Below are 22,138 nucleotides of genomic sequence, written 5' to 3' on the forward strand. Positions count from 1 at the left end.
CAATAATCCGACTCAAAACCTTAAAATATAAAATGTTGAGTTTCTACAGGAGATATCAAATAATAAATTACAAGTTTCTCCTCTCAACTTAGTGTCATTTTTACTACTTGAAGCCAATCAACCTCGGAAACGCACTGAGGTATTGACAGTACTTTCGCTTCATTCTACAGTAAAAAACATACAGTATTTTTCTTTTTGTGCAAAAAGAATGATATGAACTACAGCTTTTCAATGAAATTCACCATAAACCCGAGGAGGAAAACACGCCATGTTTAAAAAGAAATTATCCCTGTTTCTTCTGATCTTGTGTGTAACTGTTGTCGCTGCTGCTTGTAGTGGTGGAAAAGACAAAACAGCTGCGAAAGAAAACGATACCAAAAAATCTCTTGATGCAGCAGAGGTAAAGGTAGAAAGTGCTGAGTACACATTACCACCTCAATACGATACATCTGTACAGGATGATCAGTATGTACTAAAAGTGAATGTATCTGTAAAAAATATCAGCAAAGAGCCTCTCAATGTTGATAAAAGCAACTTCACGCTTTACCAAGATGACGCACAGGTATCTACGATCTCTCCAGATGACTACAACGAAGTATTATCTTCAAGCTCTTTAAATGCAGACAAAGTAACAAAAGGCGGTCTTTTCTTTGTTGTTGACAAAGACAAAGACTATCAGCTTGTTTACACAGAGCCAGGAAGCGGATCGAAAAAAGATGACAAAACACTAGAATTCGATATTAAAGGAAAAGACTTAATGAAAAAAGCAGATACACTACAAGCATCTGCAAAAGCTCTTTCTTCTTATATTGATGTGATGATTTTTGGTAAGAAAAACGATGATTTCGAAAAACTAACAGGTGATAACAAATCAACTGTTGTGAACGAATTTGATAAATCATTCAAGCAAGGTTACATCACTTCTTCAGGTATTTCTTCTAGCTCAGCGAAGGACGAAAACCTTGATAAGCTACTGAAAGCTGTGAAAGAAACATTAGCTGAAAAATCAAAAGTTTCAACAAAAACAAAATCCATCAGTGGTGATAAAGCTGTCGTGACTGTGACTCTTACACCAATCGATGCAAGTCCGCTTGTCGATCGTTTGAAAGAGAAAGCGACTGAGTTCTACAGCAAAAACCGTTCAGCTTCTTATGATGAAGCGCAAAAATACTTACTATCAATTTACCCAGATGAGTTTAAAAAATTAGGACCATCATCTTCTGAAGAAACAGTAGAAGTCAACATGAAGAAAAATGATATCGACCAATGGAAACTTGATTTGAACGACTACAAAACAAGCTCATTAGTTGAGAAATTCATCAAGAACTAAAGAAAAACCCCCGATTCCGGGGGTTTTTTGTTATGATTTATCACCTGGTTTGGTGATCGTGAACCCCCTCTATCATCAAAAACCAGAATATAGTCAAGTTATCTTACCCTTGACAACATTTCTTTCTATAATCAGTGTTCCATTTCTTTAGCTTGTCACTATGAGATATTCAATCCTGATTATTCTTTTTTGTACTTAAGATTTTTTTCTGCTTATTTGAGTTAAAGATGTAGTGTAAACTCGAAGTAAAAAAGGTACTCCTCATTCTTTATTTCATACTGTTGCGGTGATTATTGTTGCAGGAGCTGGTTATGTAATTGCTACAGAAGCCAGCAAGCACAGGAATAAAAAGTATAACCATTATGAAGCTATTATCCGAGGCGGAGTATATAGTCACAAGCAATTGCTAGAATGAAATCAAGAAAGGGTATTATTATTACTGGCATCCCCATAAAAGAACTTCAAAAGCTCATTCATTCTACGGAGGTCCTGTTAAATAGTTAATAGAGGTGAATAATGTATAATTACGAAAAGCTATATAAACAATATTTATATAAAAAAGATCAATTGATTTTTACTAAAGAACAAGTCGTTGAAATGATAACGTCTAAATTTAAAGCTAGAGAATTTTCAAAAACAAACATTTTAGATTTAGTGAATGATGATCACTTTGAATATACTAAGATATATAAATGTTTTGTCATTGATGATCCGAGTCTATTGATTCAATTGTTTTCAAATGAGGAAAAAAAGGATCATCGTGAACAAGTACTTCATAATCGTCTTCATCCGTTAAACCCTAAAAGAGTAAAAGAATGGGAGTATAATCACTTATTGCTTGATGAACAAGAAGGTAGAAGAATTGATATCATTTTAGAAAGTAAAGATGGATTATATGTTTCAGAATTTACCGTAAGAGATAGTTGCGAAAAGCTTAATAGGTATATAAATGCTTTAATTGTAGGTGCACTTATCGAAAATGGGTTAGAAGAATATCCTGATGGTATTCATGACGAGTATTTTCAATTTTATTTAGAGAACTTGGATCAATTCGGTTTCTTAAACTGAGAAATACGATGATCGGCATTCACTTGAAAACGCCCTCTATCAAAGAGGGCGTTTCTTTATTTTGCAAGCATCCATTTCTCTTTCATAAACAAGCTTCTGACGATGACAAACAGGATGACGACTGCCAAGGCTGAGGAGCCGAGTGTCAGGGCGATGGACATTGGATCGATGATACCAAACATCAATTGCTTACACAGCGCATGAATATTGAGGAATGGGATGGCAAAGTAATACGTATCTAGCTGCGTAGCACCTGCTCTCATGGTAAAGAACATTGGGAGCACACCTAGCGTAATGATCATGGACATGTACGACTGCGCTTCTTTGACTGAGCCCGACATCACACTGAGCAGCAATTCAATCATGGATACCATGAAGGAGAAGATGATTAACGCCGCAAACATAACGCCGATAATGCTCCACATTTGATCACCAAAGTTCAGAGCTTGCTTCAGCTTTTCTGTAAAGAGCAAAGTGGATAGAAGCAGCATGCCGATCGCCACAATCCCACTTAAAATACCGAACATAGAGACAGCGAGCCATTTCCCGATGAGAATCTGGAGTCTGCTGGCAGGCGTCAGGAATAAGGCTTCAATTGATTTTCGGTCTTTTTCTCCCGCTACAATATCAAGCGCAGCCGGCAAAGCTCCTGAGATCACGGAGGTCACCAAAATCATTGGAAGGAGAATCGACAACAGCATAGCAGTCACTCCGTTTTCCCCTTCATCACCTTCTTCTACATCAACGGACTGTACTTCAAACGGATGAATAACAGACGTATCGATTTGATCCGCTGCTAAGCGCTTCTCGACCACCTGGTTTTGATACTGCTCCAGCAACGATTGCAGCATTTGAACGGTGATCACCGAATCATCATCTGTCGTATATCCATGAATTTTAATGGCGAATGGCTTTTGATGCTTGAGCATATCGCCAGCCTCTTTCGGCATTTCCAGGTAAGCATTTGCCTCTCCATCTTTGACGGCTTGCTGCGGATCATCAAATGTTTCAAGGTTTAGGTTTTTGACCTCTTTGATCATTTGGTTCATTTCGGCTGGAAGCTGTTCATTGATGGCGACTGTATAGGCTTTATCCCCTGGATCTGCAATCATGCTTTCATAAAAGAACACCAGCCCAAGCATGGTCAAAAGAGGAATCAGTACGGTTAAGAGCAACGTTTTTCGATCCCTTAGCGCATCTGTCATTTCTTTCAAAAAGACGGTTTTCCACATTATGAAATCCCCCTAGCGAGCTTCGACATAAAGATATAGTTCAAGTCTTCACTTTGTTCCTGTGCATATAATTCTGGAAGTGTCCCTTTGTAAACAAGCTCTCCTTGATGAATCATCATCACACTGTCACAAAGCTGGCTGACTTCTTCCATGATGTGGCTTGAAAAGAGGATCGTTTTATTTTGCTGCTTGAGCTGATGGATAAAATCTCTGAAAATATTACTCGACGTGATATCTAAGCCTGTTGTCGGCTCATCAAATAAAATAATGTCAGGATCATGAATTAACGTTCTGGCAATCGCCACCTTTTGTTTCATTCCTCTTGAGAATCCTTTCACCTTGCGATCCATGTATTGTCTCATCCCAAAACGCTTTGCTAAATCCTCTATTCTTGCTTTGATTTCATGCTGATCTAAGCCATATAATTTGCCAAAGTATTCAAGGTTTTCTCTTGCCGTCAAACGATCGTAAAGCCCCGTCTCTCCGCCAAACAAGACACCAATTCGCTTTTTCACTTCTGTTGCTTCTTTCACTGTATCAAAGCCTGCGACAGTGACTGTTCCGTGTGTAGGCTCTAATAATGTGGCTACAGCGCGCAATAATGTTGTTTTTCCTGCACCATTTTCTCCTAGAATGCCAACGACTTCCCCTTCCTTCACGGAGAACGTCATGTGTTTCATCGCTTTTACGACTTTTTTCTTATCTTTAAACCAGCAGCTGCAATCGCTGAGAGTAATCATGTGGTTCGCCCCTTTCAACTTTCTAAGTCTATGATAGAAAAAATAACGCTTGCCTGATATAAAAATGTCGCGAAACGTCCTTTTTCTGTCTTGAAATGATCTATTTCAAAAAAACAAATGGTAAAATAGACAAATAATAAGAATGGTCATAGGTGATTTTTATGATAAAAGTAGGTCTCGTCGACGATTACCGAGTAGATTTAGAAAAGTTGCACGCCATTGTAGGCAGGATGGAGGCTGTGGACATCGTCTTTGTCACGCAGTCAGCAGAGGATGCATATGAGAAGGTCAAAAAAGGAGACATTGATCTGTTGTTCGCTGACATTGAAATGCCTGGAATGTCCGGCTATGAATTAGCGGACCTCATTCACTCTCACGCACTGAATGTCGATGTGGTCTTTGTGACAGGAAACAGTGGATATGCGGTCCATGCGTTTGATTTGAATGTACATGATTATATTATGAAGCCCTACCATGCTGATCGAATTGCCAAATGCTTAGAGCGTTATCTGTCCACCAAGCAGGAGAAAAGCATTCATGGACGGCTTCTCATTAAACAGCAGTCAGATATTCATGTGCTGCAGAAAAAGGATGTTATTTTTGTTGAGCGAACAGGCCGGTCAACAACTATCGTGACAACGACAGGAGATATCCAGACCTATCAGACATTAAATGAGCTAAAGGGCGATCTGGCTGAAAAGGATTTTATCCGCTCCCACCGATCGTTTATTATCAATATTCATTACATTAAGAATTTCTCGGCGTATGCTAAAAATTCGTATATCGTGTCTTTTGAAGGGACAGATAAAAAAGCCATGATGACCAAGCAGCAATTAGAATTCTTTAAGAAATACTATTTTTAAGGAGAACGAACGTGAACGCTTTCTATCTTGGATTTCGCATTTATGCTCTCATATGGTTAGGTCTTGCGTTTCATGCAGCTGCTGAAGCCTTTCTGCCGCTTTCATCCATTGTGTTGTGGCTTCTTACCTTTTGCGCGGTGTGTGTTTATACATTTTTCATGTACAAAAGATTTTTGCCTCATACGAGTGGTGATGTGATATTAGGCGCTTTTATACTCATTACCTGCACAGGCCTTTTGCTCTTTCTAACGCAACCGAATGAGCTGAGCTGTCTTTTGGCGCTCATCATGATGGTGACAGTCGATATCCTCTCATTGAAGGTGATGCAGACAGAGAAACAGTTAAATGGACGGCTTCAAGAGCTCATAAACGCAGAATCAAGAACCAACGAATTACTTCTTGAGCTGCGCAGTAAACATCATGAAACAGCCAGACATTTAAATGCCTTTTCCGCATCGAACGACGAGCATGAAATCAAAGATTTGATTCAGCAATACGTCAAACATTTCCCATGGATTAAAGGAGAAAATGCATATTTAGCCTCAACTCTACATTCCTTTTTGGAGCGGGCTGAGAAAGAGGACATTGCACTTTCACTAGACCTTCAAGCACCCTTTTCATCGCTTCCTTTTTCAAAGGCGGATCAGGTTAGTTTTACTGGCAACCTGCTTGATAATGCTCTAGATGCAGCGATTGAAGCGAAGCAAGCCGGAAAAGAGGGAAGCATTTCGGTCACGACCTCTATTCGGAGCGGGCTATTTTTAATCCATTGTGAAAACAGCACAAAAGGTATGGAAAAACACGTGCTAGATCATTTGTTCAAAACTTTTGGCCGTTCGACAAAAGGCGGCGATCATCAAGGCATGGGGACGTATATCATTCAACAGCTTGTAGAAAAGGCAGACGGTACACTTGATTTCACTTACCGTTCTCCAAATTTGCGGCTCGTCATCAAAATCCCTCTCACCATGTCATAAAAAAAGGTGCATAGCTGCACCTTTTTTTAGTGTTAAGAGAAGATCTTATCGATTTGATTGATTTCCTCTTCTGTTAATTGAACATCGTTTGTTTTTAGGTTTTGCAGCACTTGGTCTGCTCGTTTTGCTCCTGGAATAATCGCATCAATGCCATCCTGCGCTAAGAGCCAAGCGAGTGCGACGTGTGCTGTTTCTGCATTCTTTGATTGAGCAATGGCTTTCAGCTTGTCTACTTTTTCGAGATTTGAAAGGAATGCATCGCCTTGGAAAAGCGGGTCCTTTGCTCGAATATCATCAAATGTCGCATCTTTTGTAAATTTCCCAGTCAACAAGCCTGATGCCAATGGGAAATAAGGAATAAAGGAGATCCCATGCTCGACACAGTATGGAAGAAGATCCTGCTCTGCCTGACGTTTCAGCAGAGAATACTCCGATTGAAGCACGTCTAAGTAGCCATCTCGGTTAAAGGCTTGAAGCTGTTCAAAATCAAGGTTTGATGCACCGATTGCCCTGATTTTCCCTTCATCCTTCAATTCCTTTAATGTGCCTGCTACTTCTTCGAGCGGCGTGCGTCCATCTGGGAAATGCATATAGTACAAATCAATATGATCTGTTTGCAGTCGTTTCAGGCTATTTTCAACCTGCTCTCTTAAGAAATCACGGCTGTTATCAAGTTCAATTTGCCCGTTTACTTCCTTATGAGCTCCTTTTGTCGCAAGGACAAGCTTTTCTCTGCCGCCTCTTTTGGCAATGATCTCACCGATTAATTCCTCTGAACGGCCCAGCCCATAAATAAAAGCAGAATCTAAGAAATTGACACCTTGATCAAGAGCCGTCTCCACAAGCTCCCGTCCAGCATCCTCACTAAGATTCGGGAATAAATTATGTCCACCTACTGCATTCGTACCAAGCCCTATCGGATTTACCTGCAAATCAGTTCGTCCAAGCGTTACCTTTTTCAAAAGCTCATCTCCCTTATCTACATAATCATCCTTATTTTCCCACGAATCATTTCCAACATTCAAGTATACCGCTCTCTAAAATCAACCTGCAGGTGGACGCGGCGAAAATAGAAGATGCGTATGATGAAGATAGACTAAAACGAAAAGGAGATCTTGTCATGACCATTCAAATTGTCATCATTATGATTATTCTGCTTTTAAGAACAGGCAAGGAAAAAGAAATCCGCCCCATCAGGCTTCTCATAGGACCGCTCATTTTATTAGGCACACTCTCTTATTCCTTTACTCAGCATATTGAAATCACGGCGATGAGCCTGCTTGCAATGATTGTCTTTGCACTCACAGGTTTTGCAATCGGGCTATGGAGAGGTAAACTATACAAAGTAACATATGATCAACAGTCGGGGCGTATCACCGCCGCCAGCTCACTTTATGGAACACTTTTTTTCATCGGAATCATCCTTATCCGGATGACAGTAGGTTCAATTGTACAGGATGGCGGTCATTCCCTGATCATTTTCGCAAATGGCCTGACATTCCTTCCAATCGGCAGTATGATCGGCTTACGTTTTATTCTTTTAAAAAGATATATGAACATCAAAGCATCTGCTGCTATTAACTGACAGACAGGAGTTTTTGATATGAACCTTCAGCAGCCACTCAAGCTTTTAGGTCAAATAAGGCGGAAATTTGTATTAGGCCTTGTATTGACCTATATGTATATTCAAATGTATGAGCCCCTTTCAATAGGCGAATTGGTGTTTCGCACCTTCGTCTATTTGGTGTTTCTCCTTTGTCTTTTTCCAAAAAACAAGCTGCCGCCTAAAAAGCAATTTTCTATGCTCCTCTTGATGTGGATTCTGACACATCTCTTGTGGCTGGTGACAGGTCAGATTCAAGACAGTATTGGACTGACCTTTTTTATGATCGGCTTTATCGCTTTTCGTTTTTCAGAGGCGCATCATCCCTATCTATTTGCTATCATCTTTTTCACCAGTGGGATCAGCTATTATATAAACGATTTTTCTTGGAACATGGTGATCACTCTCCCGCTATTCCAGCTGCTTGTGTATACACTTGTTTTGATTTCTAGAATGCGTCGGCGTGAACAGGAATTAAAGGAAGAACACTTCGGAGAACTGCAATTGGTTCACAAGGAATTATCAGAAGCCCATGAACAATTGAAAAAGGCGCATATGGAGCTTGAAGAAGCGACCGTTCAGTCACTCCAATTTGCAGTGCTGGAGGAGCGAAGCAGAATTGCACGTGACCTGCATGACAGTATCGGTCACCAATTAACCTCGATGATTGTCCAGCTGCAGTCTTTGCCCTACCGTTTAAAGCAGGAAGAACCAGAGCAGATGACGCAGACGTTTCAGGAGCTGATCCATATTTCTAAAAATTGTCTCACCGAAGTTCGTTCTGTGGTTCATCATATGGCGTCAGATGATGCAGGTCTCGGACTTGCCGGACTTCGCAGCCTCATCAAGCAAGGAGAGATATCGGGTGAGCTTGACATTCACTTTCATACAGAGCAGCTTACATATAAAAAATGGCCGCTCTCCGTATCTGAACTGCTTTACCGCATTTTACAAGAAGCCATCACCAATACAATTCGCCATGCCAAGGCGACCGCGATGACCATTACACTATCTAACAACCAGCATGAGCTGATGATGAACATTGAAGACGATGGATATTTGACCAGCGAAAAAGATATTTCATTTGGCTTTGGACTGTCAGGCATGAAGGCAAGGTGTGACGCAGCAGGCGGTTCCCTCAAGACGGCCATACGCGAGCCGCACGGCTTTTGTATCCATGTTCAAATTCCTATCAAGGAGGACTCCGAGACATGACAAACCCTATTAAGATTGGCATTATTGATGATCAGCCGCTGATCCGCCAAGGATTTCGTTATATTGCAAGCGCTCAAGAGGATATTGACGTCATATGGGAGGCGTCAGACGGTCAGGAGGCGGTTGAGCTTTGCTCGATCAACACACCAGACGTACTGCTGATGGATGTACAAATGCCTGGAATGGATGGCATCACAGCAACAGAGCACATTTTAAAAAAGCATCCAGATGTAAAAGTTGTGATTCTCACGACCTTTGATACGGAAGAATACGTCTTTGACGGAATTCGTGCAGGGGCAGTCGGTTATTTGCTGAAGGATACAATGCCTGAGGAATTAATTGAGGCCATCCGTACCGCCTTTGCTGGTGAATCTGTCTTTCGAACGGCAGCCTCTGAGCACATGATGGCACGAGCTCTTCAGCAGGCAAATGATACACATCACACTCATCTGCTTCACGAATCATTCACAGAACGTGAACGCGATGTATTACAGCAAATGGCCTATGGCTTAAAGAATGAAGACATTGCTGATCAATTATTTATCAGCAAAAGTACGGTAAAAACGCATGTGCACCGTATTTTACAAAAGCTCAATGCACAAGACCGTACACAGGCTGTCGTCTTCGCCATCCGGCACCGCCTCGTGAAATAAAAACTACCTTCACTTCAAGATTTTTATACAAAAAACATTTAAAACCTAAAATAAATCTATAAATTAATACTTATTAACTAGTATATTGTGCTTATTTAATTCCTTATTTTATAGGTTATTGTGTTAAAAGCTATCAAAAATAGGGACTAAAACCTATTCCTCATCATGAATGAATTTCGATAGAATGAATAGTGCAAATCGTCATTAGGATATTTTCCCCTTTAACACCCGAATATACCAATCTATCTGTTTCTTTTTTCATAGTCAGATAGCGGGAATGAAATGACGAAAGAAAAGCAAAGGAGCTTCAACTGTGAATCTTAAAAAAATAAGTGCACTCCTCATGATTTCATTCGTGATGATCATCTCTGCAGCATGTCAGAGCTCAGCCAAATCAACCGACGCTGATCAAAAGTCAACAAAAACAGCAGAGGTAAAAGTCAATAGCTACGAATATACGTTACCAGAAGACTCAACAACTACCCTGAGAGACAATGAATTGGTACTAAAAGTAAATCTGACGATCACAAACAAAGGTGACAAAGCCCTTTCATTATATAACTCTGACTTCTCCCTTTATCAGGACGACGCCAAAGTATCTGATTTAAAATTCTACGGCAGCAAAGACCGTCTTGACCTTGGTTCATTGAACAAAGGCAAGTCAATTTCAGGAGCTCTTTATTTCCTAGTAGACAAAGGGAAAAAATATCAGTTCGTCTATCAGGACAGCATCAAGAAAAACAGTGATTCCATCCAAATCGACCTAGATGGAAACAAAATACTCGATTCAGCAAAAAAGCTGGATAACCCAGCAAAAGCGTTATCCGCTTATACCGATATTATTGTTTTTGATAAAAAGAACGATGAATTCGCAGATTTAACGGGTGACAACCAATCGGATGTCGTCAATAAATACCATGAGATGTTTGTAAAAGACTTCAAAAGAAGTGCAGGAATATACGGAAATGAAGTGAGTGACCGAGATATTCTGTCGATGTACAAACGCATTCAAAACACCATGAAGGATAAAGCGAAAGTAGAAACAAGTGTGAAAACCATCTCTGATGACGAAGCAAAGGTTGTCGCTCAAGTAACCGGCATTGATGCTTCTAACTTAAAAGACAAGCTAGACAAGCAAAGAGACGAGTTTTACAACGGGAAAATCCGTTCTAAAGAAGAACTGTATAAAAAAAGCTTAAACATGTACGCATCTGAATTCGAAAAACTTCCTCCCGTTTCCAGCCCAGCTGAATATGAAGTGAAAATGAAACGTAATGGGGATGGTCAATGGAAAATTGACCTCAATGATTATAATACAGAGCAGTACATGAGCGGTTTTATTAAAACGAGATAATCTAAAAAAAGACGCTGGCCTCTGAAGGAGCCGCGTCTTTTTTTTTAATTATACTGTCGCCTCTTGCTCTTCTTTCACCGCTTTTTCGATATCTTTAAAACGGCTCGATACAGTCGACGCACTAATGCCATACTTTTTCGCTACTTGTGCTTGAGAAAGCGGGGCATCGCTTGCAAGTGAATGAATGTAGTATTCGATTCCGGCAGCAAATGACGCTGCTTTACGGATCACAGGTGATTTCTGATCACAGTAGGCTTTCCAAACCGTTAAAGCACCATCTGTCAGGCTTTGGTCACCGTGCTCCTTCATTCCGTCTTCAATCAGCTTAGCAGTTTCCAGCTGGACGTCACTTGCCCAGTCCATACGATCTGCTGATAGACCTGCATCGCCTTCTGTTTGAGCAGGTGTTTCTGATTCTTCTACTTCTTGCTTCGCAAACATACACTTCAGCACGTCAGGGAATGATTCTCTCATAAATGTGCTGCGCGCCCCTCCATTTGCTTCATATGCGTCAACAAGCTGGCGAACTTGAAGAAGAAGAGTATCTGTAAACTCTTTCGCAAACATCGTATATTGAATGAAAAACTCTGCCTTTTCTTCAAATTGAACAGGAAAACCAAGCACGAGACTTCCCTTTTCAGGCAGTACCGTTTGATCAGGTTTTACATCTACTTCAACCTTCTCCGCTGTTATCATATTCTCAAAGTAAAGAGACTCGTCCGTTTTTTCATTTAATAAAAGCAAAGATGGCTCCATGTCTGTCCAAGATTGGACCACTTGTCTTGTTTTCGGACGGGTAATATCTTCTGCTTTCTTTGTCAGGAACTCTTGGAAAATGGTCTCTTTCTGATCAGTTAATGGACGGAAGAAGATGCCCCATACACTCAAATGGAAAACTGAGATTTGTTGCGTTTCTTTATCCATATCTGCAAGGAAAGAAAACTCATTAATGAATTGATTGATCGCTCTCTGATGCTTAGAAAAAGCATAATTCATTAAATCCTTTTGAACTTGTACAGCTTCCTTAAACACAAGCTCAGACGTTTGTTCTCCGCCTGATTTTTGACCACAGCAATGTTTATATTTTTTTCCGCTTCCGCAAGGGCAGAGCGCATTTCGTTTAATTTTTCCCAAAATAAAACCTCCGACATTCTAGTCTAACCTCACTATTTTAACAAACGATTGCACAGGAGGGTTTTATTTTCAAGAAAAAAGAAAAATCTGAATGATCAGTTAAATTATAAAAACACCTGAAGATCACAATAGATCATAGGAAAGACAGACTTTCTCTGTTTATTTTCTCCAATCATACCAACAGATTTTCCTCAGCTCATTCCTTCGAATAACTGCTTTGCCTCAAAATAAAAGATTTGAACGAATTTCTTCGTATTGACTCTACCCGTTGATCCTGAAGGTGAAGATGTCTTCTGCATTTCTTTCATTCTTTGGCTGACATCGGTAAAATCAAAAAACTTCGACGCATAGTGCTCAAACTTAGGATTTGAGAAATCTGTTAATCCTAGTGAGGCAAAATGATTCAAAGAATGGTGAATAGCTCGTCTAATCCGCTGCTCCGCCGCCTTCACTTCCCGCATCACTTCTACATCGGTTGCACCATGATCCAGCTTTCTTTCTGCTGTTTTGATAAACAGCTGCTTTAGCGGCGGGAAATTGACCTCATGAGAATTGGCTGACTGTGTTTCATGTAAGTAGATGAGTATCTCCAGTAAATCCTTAGAGCCGCTCTCACCGACAATTCCCAGCTCGGATAAGAGGAATTCCCCAGCTTCTTTCATCGTTCTTCTCTTCGCCCCAGCGCCCGTACCTTGAGAAATGACAGGCTCTAATGGCAGCACGTGGCGAAGGGAGGCTTGTATATCGTAAATCGATTTTTCCAGTTTGATACGCTCCATGACTTTTCGAATCACACTGACGATTTCAATGCGATTGACAGGCTTATGGATATAATATTCAATCCCTAGTTCATAGGCTTCTGCCATCATCTCTTTCGCCTCTACTTGGGAAATCATAATGACCTTGCCTTTGAATTCAGGGTGAATATGGCGGATGGTTTGAATGCCATCTCTAGCAGGCATTAAAAGATCAATCAAAAGGATGTCTACTTTCTTGAGGTTCAGTGAATGTGCCTCTAATCCAACTCCGTCACCCGCTTCATCTACGACCTCTCCCAAATCCTCATCCTCTATGATTTGACCTAAAATCGAGCGTATTGCACGATCATCATCTGCAATGAAGAATCGCATACACTCACCCTCTCTGTATTAAATTTTGTATAGGAAGGACAAGCAGAAAAGCTGCACCTTTTGTTTCTTTTGGTTCGATTTGAATCTGACCGCCAAGCTCTTGAACCAGCTCTCTCACATAGGATAAGCCAATCCCTGTAGACGGTGTTCCAAATGCATCAAATTTGGAGGTATACCCTGGATCAAACACAATCTCTCTCATTTTTTTAGGAATCCCTGGTCCGTCATCTTCAATCCGAATCTCTATTTTATCATGACTTCCTTTCAATTCGAGTGAGATCATCCCGGTATCTTTTATTGCTTCGACTGCATTGGCCATTAAATTATTAATCAGCGATAAGAAAATAAACACATGATAATCATGCAGATGAATGCCCCTTATATCAGATGTAAAGGAGATGTTTTTCCCAAGAGATAAAGCATATTTCTCTTGAATCCGGATGACAATTTGGACGAGCTCTTCCGCCTTCATATAGTCTTGCATATTTTCCTTCGAAATCAGCTTTGAAAGCCCAGCATAAATACGCTGATTGTCCTTTTTCACTTCATGAATTTCTCCTGCGAGCTTTAACAGCTCCTGACTCACTTTTTTCCCCGCTTCGTGTTCATGCAGCAGACGGTAAAGCCGGTATGATTCTTGTGTAATATGCTCTGTATGTTTTAACGTTTTCTTTAAATGCACCGTTTCTTCATATAAATTCGAAATGACCATCATCATATGCTCATTTTGTTTCATGATCTGCTTTTCTCTTGATTGAGCCTCATACAGCTTCATCATATTAAAAAAACTGATCACCACAAAGCTGTGAGCAAATGCAATGAGGAACATATCGCTCAGCTTTGATAAGGTCATCGTTGTATCAAACACTAGAAATTGTACAAACAGCTCGACAAAATCAGCAACTAATTCGATCATCAGGCCGATGATCCCAATGAAAATAGAGCGCTGTTTAAAGCGTCCCGTACGGACGGCAAAAAACAGGAAAGCATAAGTGAAATAGAAAAAGAAGCTTGGGAATTGCTGATAAAATGATGAAGCCAGATCAGCATTCTGCTGAATCAAATCTAAACCTACCCGAAAAAGCACAATGGCTGCGCCTGTTAAAAATCCCGGCAATAGCGGTTTAGATTTTCTTAAGAGTAATAAGCAAAAGAAAAACGCAGGTGCGCCAAAACTGATGCGAAACGTCTCATTCACAGGATAAAACTTCAGCTCTCCTGCAAGCGGCACAATGACCATCATAAAAATTAAAATGAATGCGTCCTTTTTGACAAGCTGATTTAAACTCAAATGACTGACATCCCTTCCCCTGTTTGCATAGCCACAGTATACAAGGAGACTCTTTTCTCCACAATGTACAAAAAAATAATTTTTACTGCTCCTTTTATCCTCAAAATCCTTTTTTATGACTATTCTCCGGGGCAGCAAGGTGACCTTTCAGCTATTCACTGTTTTGATCATTGACGACAATAATAGGAATTGTTTAGACAATCATCGACAGACTGATTTTTATTTGTAAGTTTTTCTGTAGATTTACGTCAGATTGTGTAGTTTCCAAGATAAATTGAATGAATAATTTTAGTGAAACTATATGTAAGCGTTTTCTTAATTTTCACTAAAAACCCTTTTTGTTTTTCCGCCGACAATGCCTTCATTTGTACATATATTTAGGTGTAAAGGAGTGGTGCAAGCAGCGCATGACAAGTTCTTTGAAGATGTGTAACATGTTTTCGTGCCTATTTGATCGCATTTTTTGTCATCCGCCAATTCAATAGGGTACTTTTTGATTTTTGATTGGAGGAATCGTATGAAAACAGCAATTTCTAATAATACACAACACGCATGCCAGTCTTCTGTTGATCAATGGGCAGAAGAAATACGTCCGTATTACATAAACGGACAGAATGCTGGCTACATTCCAGCACTTGGAAAAGTGAATTCCTCTCAACTTGGTATCAGCGTGATAGGCCCAGATGGATCATCTGTACGATATGGTGATTGGGACGTTCCCTTTACCCTGCAAAGTATCTCAAAAGTCATCAGCTTTATAGCTGCCTGTTTAGGAAGAGGCGTTCCTTACGTCTTGGATCGGGTAGATGTAGAGCCAACTGGTGATGCATTTAATTCCATCTACCGTCTTGAGATGCATAAACCAGGGAAGCCCTTTAATCCAATGATTAATGCTGGAGCTATTACCGTATCCTCCATCCTTCCCGGAAAGACTTCTACAGAAAAGCTAGCATATATTTTCGATTTAATCGAAAACTTAATAGGTAAGCGTCCTTCTGTTAATGAAGAGGTTTATCAATCAGAATGGGCAACTGCGCACCGAAATCGAGCACTTGCTTATTATTTAAAAGAAACCAATTATTTAGAATCGGATGTCGAGGACACGTTAGAAGTGTATTTAAAGCAATGTTCCATCGAGGTCACAACAGAGGACATCGCCTTGATTGGACTGATTATATCAAGTGATGGCTATCATCCCTTTAAACAAGTCCAAGTCATCCCAAAGGATATCGCCAGACTAACAAAGGCATTGATGCTGACATGCGGCATGTATAATGCGTCTGGGAATTTTGCTGCTTTCGTAGGGGTACCAGCGAAGAGTGGTGTGTCTGGAGGAATTATGGCTTGCGTTCCGCCAAGCGCAAGAAGAGAATTTCCGTTTCAGACAGGCTGTGGAATCGGTATTTACGGTCCCGCCATTGACGATTGCGGAAATAGTATTACCGGTGTCATGATGCTGAAAAAGCTCGCCAAAGAGTGGGATCTCAGTATTTTTTAAAGAAATAGGATGAATTAGAAGAGGTGATGTTATGAATGATTTATTAACAACAACAAATGGTTATCTATGGTCATATATTATTGTTGCACTATTAATTCTTGTCGGTCTTTATTTCACATTCAGGTCTCGTTTCCTTCAAGTGCGTATGCTTAAGGAAATGGTGATTGTTCTGAAAGAAGGAACAAACAAACAAAAATCTGGCGTATCGCCATTCCAAGCCTTTGCTATTAGTATGGCGGCTCGGGTTGGAACTGGGAACATTACTGGGATTGCGATTGCAATTGCCATGGGTGGTCCGGGCGCTATTTTTTGGATGTGGCTCCTAGCCATTATCGGTTCCGCGTCAAGCTTTGTTGAAAGTACGCTTGCCCAAGTGTATAAAGTAAAAGATGCATCAGGCTTTCGCGGTGGTCCCGCTTACTATATTGAAAAAGGCTTAAAGAAACGCTGGATGGGGATCTTGTTTGCTGTATTAATCACCATTTCTTTTGGTATTGTCTTTAACGCTGTACAGTCGAACACGATTACCATTGCATTTGAAAATTCATTTGGTACAAATCGTCTGGTCGTAGGCGTCATTATGGCTATCGGATTTAGTATCATCATTTTCGGCGGGGTCAAAACGATTGCCAAGATGGCAGAATACATTGTGGTCTTCTTAGCTGTCGCTTATATTGGTATTGCTCTTTTTGTCATGATTACAAACATTACTGAACTTCCTGGTGTGGTCAAGACTATTATTTCACATGCATTCGGTATTGAGCAGTTTGCTGGTGGTACCATGGGTGCCGTCATTATGGAAGGGATCAAACGAGGTCTATTCTCAAACGAAGCTGGGATGGGTAGCGCACCAAACGCTGCTGCAGCTGCCGTGACGACCCACCCTGTAAAGCAAGGACTGATCCAAGCATTTGGTGTCTTAATTGATACACTGATTATTTGTACAAGTACTGCTTTTATCGTCCTTTTCTCAAGTGCATATAAAACGACAAAATTAACAGGTATTGAGCTCACTCAAGCATCTTTGAGTGAACACATCGGTCCTTGGGCTTCGGGTGTTCTTGCCATTATGGTTTTCTTATTTGCGTTTAGTACGCTAATCGGGAATTATTACTATGGTGAAACGAACATTGAATTCCTTAAATCAAGCAAAGCATGGTTGATTGGATACCGTATTGCGGTCATTGCCATGGTTTTATTCGGTGCTGTAGCAAGTGTTCCTTTTGTTTGGAATCTTGCCGATCTGTTTATGGGCTTAATGGTCATCGTCAACCTCATTGCCATTACCATGCTGTCTAAAGTCGCTTTTGCAGCATTAAAGGATTATTCACGGCAGAAAAAAGAGGGGAAAGATCCAGTCTTTTATAAAAATGCCGTTCCAAACAATGAGAACATTGAATGCTGGGACGATGAACCTGCTTCGTTGAAAAAGAATCATATCGGGTAAATCACAAAAGCTCTGGTCCCCTGACCAGAGCTTTTTTCTTTAGTTCAAAAATTCGAGGATGAGTTTGTTTACTACTTCTGGCTTTTCATGATTGATCCAATGAGAAGCATCATCGACAAAAATCAGTTGGCCATTAGGGCAAATCTTTATCGTTTCCTTTGCCAATTTTCTGCTTAAAAATTTGTCTTCCATCCCCCAGATCATGCGAACAGGTACTAAAATACGTTTAGATATCGGCTTTTCAAAGCCGCCCTTTTTAATGGCTCGATACCAATTCAGCATTGAGGTCAAGGCGCCTGGCTGCGTCCAAGCGAGCTTGTAGCTTGAGACATCTTCCTTCGTGAACAAATGCGGCCTTGCCGTCAGCCCAATGGCTTCATCCAGCTTTTGAAAGTGATTTTCTTGAAGTGCTGCCTCTGGAGCATTCGGAAGCTGAAAAAAAGCGATATAGGAGCTTTTCTTCCATTGCGGCGGATAAAAAGGAAGAACCTTCATCATCACCCGCGGATGCGGCATATTGACAATGATTAATTTCTCGACATATTGAGATCGGGTTGAAGCCAAATGCCAAGCAACAGCTCCGCCCCAGTCATGTCCGCCGACAATCGCCTTTTGGTTCGGGCTCAGCGTCTTGATCAAACCCACAATATCATCTCTCAGTTTATCTAATACGTAGGATTCGACTCCTTCTGGCTTGTCACTTAGATGGTAGCCTCTTTGGTCAGGAACAACAACACGATAGCCTGCCTCAGCCAAGGGGATGATTTGATTTTTCCAGCCGTACCAAAACTCAGGAAACCCGTGGAGCAGCACAAGCAGCGGGCCATTTTCCGGTCCAGCCATTGCTGTATGAAGTGTTACACCATTTGTTTGGATTGATTGAAACTCAATTTGTTCCATTCCTTTGCCACCCTTCTCCTTGTCCTTTTATTCTTCCAACATAGCATATTTTCCATTTTTCAGAAAATAAAAACACTCACAAAAAAACCTTCACTATGGTGAAGGTCTTCGTCTATTTCATATAATTCAGAACCCAGATCAACCCATTTTTCCGGTCCTGTACTTGTCCGTGAAGTGCGCCAAAGAAGGTATCCTGTAATTCGACCAGTACATCTCCATCAGCTTCCAGCGCTTCATAGACAGCCTTTAGTTCTTCTTCATTGTCAAACTGCATGATCAATCTGAGATTCTCTGGCTTTGGTGTGCGTCCAAACGTATCTGAAAAATGAAGCAGTGATTCCCCAAGATGCAATTCAGCATGCAGGACACGGTCCTGGTGTTCATTTAAGATATGAATATCCCCACCAAAAATCCCTTGATAATATTGAAGAGATTCTTTCACATCTTCTACAACAATATAAGGACTAACACTAATCATATCCCTCATCCTCCTCTTGTTCCGTTCATCATCTCTTTTATAGCTTATCCCAAATCGTATGAAAAAAGGCACAAATCGTCAACGGATTTGCACCTTTTTCTCATGAAGATTTCGCTAATTCACTGTGTTTGTTTGAATACGCTGCGTACATGACGACACCGATTAACAGCCAAACCCCAAAGTAAAGCCATGTCCGGCCTGGTAAGTTGAGCATAAGGAACAAGCAGCAGCCCATTGAAATAATCGGCAAAACCGGCACAAAAGGAACCCTGAAGCCCCTCTCAAGCTGCTGATGTGTCTTTCTCAAAATAAGCACAGATAAACTGACCATGGCAAACGTTAATAACGCACCGATATTCGCTAAGTTGGACAGATCCTTCAAATCAATAAAGCCTGAAATAACAGCTGTCATTCCGCCAATCATCCATATGCTAGCAACAGGCGTATCGCTTTTGTTTGTTTTTGAAAACACTTTAGGCAAAAGTCCGTCTCGGCCCATCGCATAGGCAATTCGAGTTGCTGCATAATTATTGGCGAAAATCACAGCCATCAATCCAATGACCGCACCAACGGAAATAATACCAGCCACGCTATTTTGATGTACACTTTGCAGGACATATGACATAGCCTCTGTGACATTCAGCTGTGTATAGTGCACCATGCCTGTCATGACCAAACAAACGACAATGTAAATGATCGTACAAATAAGTAATGAACCTATGATCCCAATTGGCAGGTTCCGCTGCGGATTTTTCACCTCTTCTGCTGAAGCAGAAATTGCATCAAACCCTAAAAAGGCAAAAAACACAGCAGCAGCACCGGCAATGACGCCTTCTGCGCCAAACGGCATAAATGGCTGCCAATTGGCTGGCTGTACATAAAAGCCGCCTACTACAATGAAAAGAACAATAATACCGAGTTTCACAAACACCATGATATTATTAAATTTTTTACTTTCCTTCGTTCCTCTAGATAAGATCCACGCAATCAGTAAAGCAATGATAATCGCCGGCAGATTCATATATCCGCCTTGCTCCGGCCCCGCTAAAAATTGATGCGGAATCGAAATTCCAAACCCCTCAAGCAGGCTGTTGAAATAACTCGACCAGCCGCTGGCGACAGCTGAAGCAGTCAGCATATAAACAGACAATAAGGTCCAGCCCATCAAATGGCCTACAAGCTCGCCCATGGTCGTATATGAATAAATGTACGCACTGCCGAATACAGGAAGCGCTGAAGCCATTTCTGCATAACAAAGTGCTGCCAAACTGCACACAATGGCTGCAATCGCAAAGGAGAAAATAACAGCCGGTCCTGCATCCTTAGCCGCTGTTATACCAGTTAACACCATAACCCCTGTGCCAATCACTGCCCCTATACCAAGAAGCGTGAGATCTAGCCCGCCCAGTGTTTTCTTTACCTTTTGCTGTCTGCTCTGTTCCAACAAATCGTGAACGTGTTTCTTACGAAGAATATGTCGCAAACCCTTTCCCTCCAAAACGTTAGAAAAACAAAAAATCATTCAAATTTCATTATAGCAGAATAGGTACTAAGCATTCACAACCAATTCACGTAAATCTTTCTTCATAATTTTACCAAGCTTGTTTTTTGGCAGATCACTGATGAAATGAATGGAGGGCACTTTGTAATCTGCCAAACGTTCCTGACAATAGTTCACCACATCTTCTTCGCAGAAATCGGCGGATTCGTCTTTTACGATATACGCACTTGGCACTTCACCATATAATTCGTCTGGCACCCCGATGACAGCTGATTCAATCACACCTGGTATTTGTTCAATGACTTCTTCTACTTGGTCAGGATAGATATTGTCTCCGCCGTATAAAATGACATCTTTGTATCTGCCTGTGATAAATAGAAAACCATCTTCATCTAGATAGCCTGCATCTCCCATATGGAACCAGCCATCTTTGAGTACCTTCGCAGTAGCGTCAGGCTGATGATAATAGCCTAAGAAATAAAATGGGCTTCTCATGACAACTTCGCCAATTTCTCCAACTGGCAGTGTTTCCTCAGTCTCAGGATGAACGATTTTCACTTCTACATCTGGATCCACTTTACCAGCAGAGCCCATTTTATCCTCGCCCATCGCAGGATGCCACGCACTGACAACCCATGCTTCCGTGCTTCCGTAGCCATGCATCATCTGAATGCCTGCTTCTTTGTAGTCCTTAATCAAACGGACCGGCACCTTCGTACCGCCAGAAATCGCAATTTCAAAGGATGAAAGGTCATACGAACCGCGCTTCATTTCTTCCAGCATGTACGTATAAGCTGATGGGAAAGCCATCATGAACGTTATTCTTTCTTTTTCGATCGTTTCTAAAATGCGCTTCGGCGTTGCATCATGTAAAAAAACAAGTGTATACCCTTCAATGGCAGCAGCGATCAGATGATTAATTGAACTCATATGATAGAGAGGGTGACTCGCCAAGTAGCGTTTCCCTTTCAAGTCAAATCCTCGATTCCCGCGTCTTGTTAAAAATTGATAGATTCGTCCATGTCCGACCATACAGCCTTTTGGATTCCCCGTTGTCCCAGAGGTAAATAAGATCATCGCTAGATCCTCTTCTGATACCTCTTCCGCAAGATCACTGCCATCATTTGAAGCCAATATGTCTTCAAACAGCTGCGTTGTTTTCGCATTTACACCAGATTCCACCATGAGACAGTTGTCTAAAGACACATTCACCGCAGAAATAATCTCACGGAATTCTCGGTCAAAAAATAAAGCCTTTGGCTCTGCTTTTTTCAAAATACCCTCCAGCTCAAATGAAGTAAGCTGCCAGCTAAGCGGAACTGCGACTGCACCTGCTTTAATGGCTGCCAGCATAATCGTTGAAAAGTGATGATGGTTTTGACAAATAAAGCAAACGCGGTCACCTTTTCGAATTCCTTTTTGATTTAAGTAATGAGCAAGCTGGTCGATGCGTTTTGCATATTCTTCAAATGTATAAGACACCCCTCCGCCAGTTACCGCCTCAATTTGTGAAGAGCGTTCCATTCTGTCGTTTAGTAATGCCTGTAAAGTATTCAATATCTTCATCTCCAAACGTTTGATTTCCAATAGCCAATTTCCAGCGAATTGGGTTGGCAGATTTTATCTCATTCACATTCTAAAATAAAAACAGCTGAAAGTAAAATCATTTCATTTTGGAATTGTTCTTTATATTAATTGATAATATAGGTAATTTTATAGCCGTC

At 41.0% G+C, this 22,138-nt stretch carries 20 protein-coding genes; 10 read left to right on the top strand and 10 right to left on the bottom strand.

Annotated features, from left to right (window positions below; genetic code table 11):
• Positions 1 to 268 precede the first annotated feature (268 nt).
• Both JJ692_RS00635 and JJ692_RS00640 read left to right on the top strand, forming a co-directional pair.
• A complete protein-coding gene (locus tag JJ692_RS00635; RefSeq protein ID WP_024424362.1) occupies positions 269 to 1,330 on the top strand; it encodes a DUF4352 domain-containing protein in 1,062 nt (353 codons plus the stop codon).
• Between the two features lie 516 nt (positions 1,331 to 1,846).
• Positions 1,847 to 2,398 carry a hypothetical protein gene (locus JJ692_RS00640; RefSeq protein ID WP_206534123.1) on the top strand — a complete coding sequence of 184 codons (552 nt, stop codon included), beginning with the start codon at positions 1,847 to 1,849 and terminating at the stop codon, positions 2,396 to 2,398.
• A gap of 56 nt (positions 2,399 to 2,454) precedes the next feature.
• On the opposite strand, the gene JJ692_RS00645 is transcribed toward JJ692_RS00640, so the two are convergent.
• Positions 2,455 to 3,630: an ABC transporter permease gene (locus JJ692_RS00645; RefSeq protein WP_024424364.1), complete on the bottom strand. Its 1,176-nt coding sequence runs from the start codon at positions 3,628 to 3,630 to the stop codon at positions 2,455 to 2,457.
• On the bottom strand, positions 3,630 to 4,370 hold the full coding sequence (locus JJ692_RS00650) for an ATP-binding cassette domain-containing protein (RefSeq protein WP_025092774.1): 741 nt from the start codon (positions 4,368 to 4,370) through the stop codon (positions 3,630 to 3,632). The genes JJ692_RS00645 and JJ692_RS00650 overlap by 1 nt, the downstream gene beginning before the upstream one ends.
• A gap of 161 nt (positions 4,371 to 4,531) precedes the next feature.
• On the opposite strand from JJ692_RS00650, the gene JJ692_RS00655 reads away from it, so the two are divergent.
• Both JJ692_RS00655 and JJ692_RS00660 read left to right on the top strand, forming a co-directional pair.
• Positions 4,532 to 5,233, top strand: coding sequence for a LytR/AlgR family response regulator transcription factor (locus tag JJ692_RS00655; RefSeq protein ID WP_206534124.1), 702 nt, complete (start codon positions 4,532 to 4,534; stop codon positions 5,231 to 5,233).
• 11 nt (positions 5,234 to 5,244) lie between these two features.
• Positions 5,245 to 6,210: a sensor histidine kinase gene (locus tag JJ692_RS00660; RefSeq protein WP_024424367.1), complete on the top strand. Its 966-nt coding sequence runs from the start codon at positions 5,245 to 5,247 to the stop codon at positions 6,208 to 6,210.
• Positions 6,211 to 6,242: 32 nt separating this feature from the next.
• Here JJ692_RS00660 and JJ692_RS00665 read toward each other — a convergent pair whose 3' ends face one another.
• Positions 6,243 to 7,172: an aldo/keto reductase gene (locus tag JJ692_RS00665; RefSeq protein WP_206534125.1), complete on the bottom strand. Its 930-nt coding sequence runs from the start codon at positions 7,170 to 7,172 to the stop codon at positions 6,243 to 6,245.
• Positions 7,173 to 7,330: 158 nt separating this feature from the next.
• Here JJ692_RS00665 and JJ692_RS00670 point away from each other — a divergent pair, with 158 nt between their 5' ends.
• From JJ692_RS00670 to JJ692_RS00685, 4 genes are all read left to right on the top strand, one after another.
• Positions 7,331 to 7,795, top strand: coding sequence for a DUF1453 domain-containing protein (locus JJ692_RS00670; protein WP_225315555.1), 465 nt, complete (start codon positions 7,331 to 7,333; stop codon positions 7,793 to 7,795).
• A gap of 18 nt (positions 7,796 to 7,813) precedes the next feature.
• Positions 7,814 to 9,028: a sensor histidine kinase gene (locus JJ692_RS00675; protein ID WP_206534126.1), complete on the top strand. Its 1,215-nt coding sequence runs from the start codon at positions 7,814 to 7,816 to the stop codon at positions 9,026 to 9,028.
• Complete coding sequence (locus JJ692_RS00680) at positions 9,025 to 9,681, top strand: response regulator (protein WP_044333593.1); 657 nt, start codon at positions 9,025 to 9,027, stop codon at positions 9,679 to 9,681. The genes JJ692_RS00675 and JJ692_RS00680 overlap by 4 nt, the downstream gene beginning before the upstream one ends.
• Positions 9,682 to 9,994: 313 nt before the next feature.
• The gene (locus tag JJ692_RS00685) at positions 9,995 to 11,035 is read left to right on the top strand and encodes a DUF4352 domain-containing protein (RefSeq protein WP_133744708.1); all 1,041 of its coding nucleotides are present in this window, start codon (positions 9,995 to 9,997) and stop codon (positions 11,033 to 11,035) included.
• A gap of 48 nt (positions 11,036 to 11,083) precedes the next feature.
• Here the strand turns inward: JJ692_RS00685 and JJ692_RS00690 are convergent, their stop codons facing one another.
• From JJ692_RS00690 to JJ692_RS00700, 3 genes are all read right to left on the bottom strand, one after another.
• Positions 11,084 to 12,169, bottom strand: a complete 1,086-nt coding sequence (locus tag JJ692_RS00690; RefSeq protein WP_034283189.1) for an SEC-C metal-binding domain-containing protein — start codon at positions 12,167 to 12,169, stop codon at positions 11,084 to 11,086.
• Between the two features lie 191 nt (positions 12,170 to 12,360).
• Positions 12,361 to 13,299, bottom strand: coding sequence for a response regulator (locus tag JJ692_RS00695; protein ID WP_206534127.1), 939 nt, complete (start codon positions 13,297 to 13,299; stop codon positions 12,361 to 12,363).
• Between the two features lie 4 nt (positions 13,300 to 13,303).
• Positions 13,304 to 14,590 (bottom strand): ATP-binding protein, encoded by a 1,287-nt coding sequence (locus JJ692_RS00700; protein ID WP_277602652.1) that lies wholly within the window; start codon positions 14,588 to 14,590, stop codon positions 13,304 to 13,306.
• 517 nt (positions 14,591 to 15,107) lie between these two features.
• Here JJ692_RS00700 and JJ692_RS00705 point away from each other — a divergent pair.
• Together JJ692_RS00705 and JJ692_RS00710 are read left to right on the top strand one after the other, a co-directional pair.
• Positions 15,108 to 16,088, top strand: a complete 981-nt coding sequence (locus tag JJ692_RS00705) for a glutaminase (RefSeq protein ID WP_044333602.1) — start codon at positions 15,108 to 15,110, stop codon at positions 16,086 to 16,088.
• Between the two features lie 31 nt (positions 16,089 to 16,119).
• The gene (locus JJ692_RS00710; protein ID WP_024424377.1) at positions 16,120 to 17,535 is read left to right on the top strand and encodes an alanine/glycine:cation symporter family protein; all 1,416 of its coding nucleotides are present in this window, start codon (positions 16,120 to 16,122) and stop codon (positions 17,533 to 17,535) included.
• A gap of 39 nt (positions 17,536 to 17,574) precedes the next feature.
• Here the strand turns inward: JJ692_RS00710 and JJ692_RS00715 are convergent, their stop codons facing one another.
• The 4 genes from JJ692_RS00715 to JJ692_RS00730 all read right to left on the bottom strand — a co-directional run bounded on the left by JJ692_RS00715 (position 17,575) and on the right by JJ692_RS00730 (position 21,971).
• Positions 17,575 to 18,435, bottom strand: a complete 861-nt coding sequence (locus JJ692_RS00715; RefSeq protein WP_024424378.1) for an alpha/beta fold hydrolase — start codon at positions 18,433 to 18,435, stop codon at positions 17,575 to 17,577.
• Positions 18,436 to 18,547: 112 nt separating this feature from the next.
• Complete coding sequence (locus JJ692_RS00720) at positions 18,548 to 18,913, bottom strand: VOC family protein (RefSeq protein WP_024424379.1); 366 nt, start codon at positions 18,911 to 18,913, stop codon at positions 18,548 to 18,550.
• Positions 18,914 to 19,013: 100 nt separating this feature from the next.
• The gene (locus JJ692_RS00725) at positions 19,014 to 20,396 is read right to left on the bottom strand and encodes an amino acid permease (protein WP_073203643.1); all 1,383 of its coding nucleotides are present in this window, start codon (positions 20,394 to 20,396) and stop codon (positions 19,014 to 19,016) included.
• Between the two features lie 66 nt (positions 20,397 to 20,462).
• Positions 20,463 to 21,971 (bottom strand): class I adenylate-forming enzyme family protein, encoded by a 1,509-nt coding sequence (locus JJ692_RS00730; protein ID WP_073203642.1) that lies wholly within the window; start codon positions 21,969 to 21,971, stop codon positions 20,463 to 20,465.
• Positions 21,972 to 22,138: the final 167 nt, after the last annotated feature.

It is taken from the genome of Bacillus sp. 3a, from assembly GCF_017161885.1.
GTDB lineage: Bacteria > Bacillota > Bacilli > Bacillales > Bacillaceae > Bacillus > Bacillus safensis.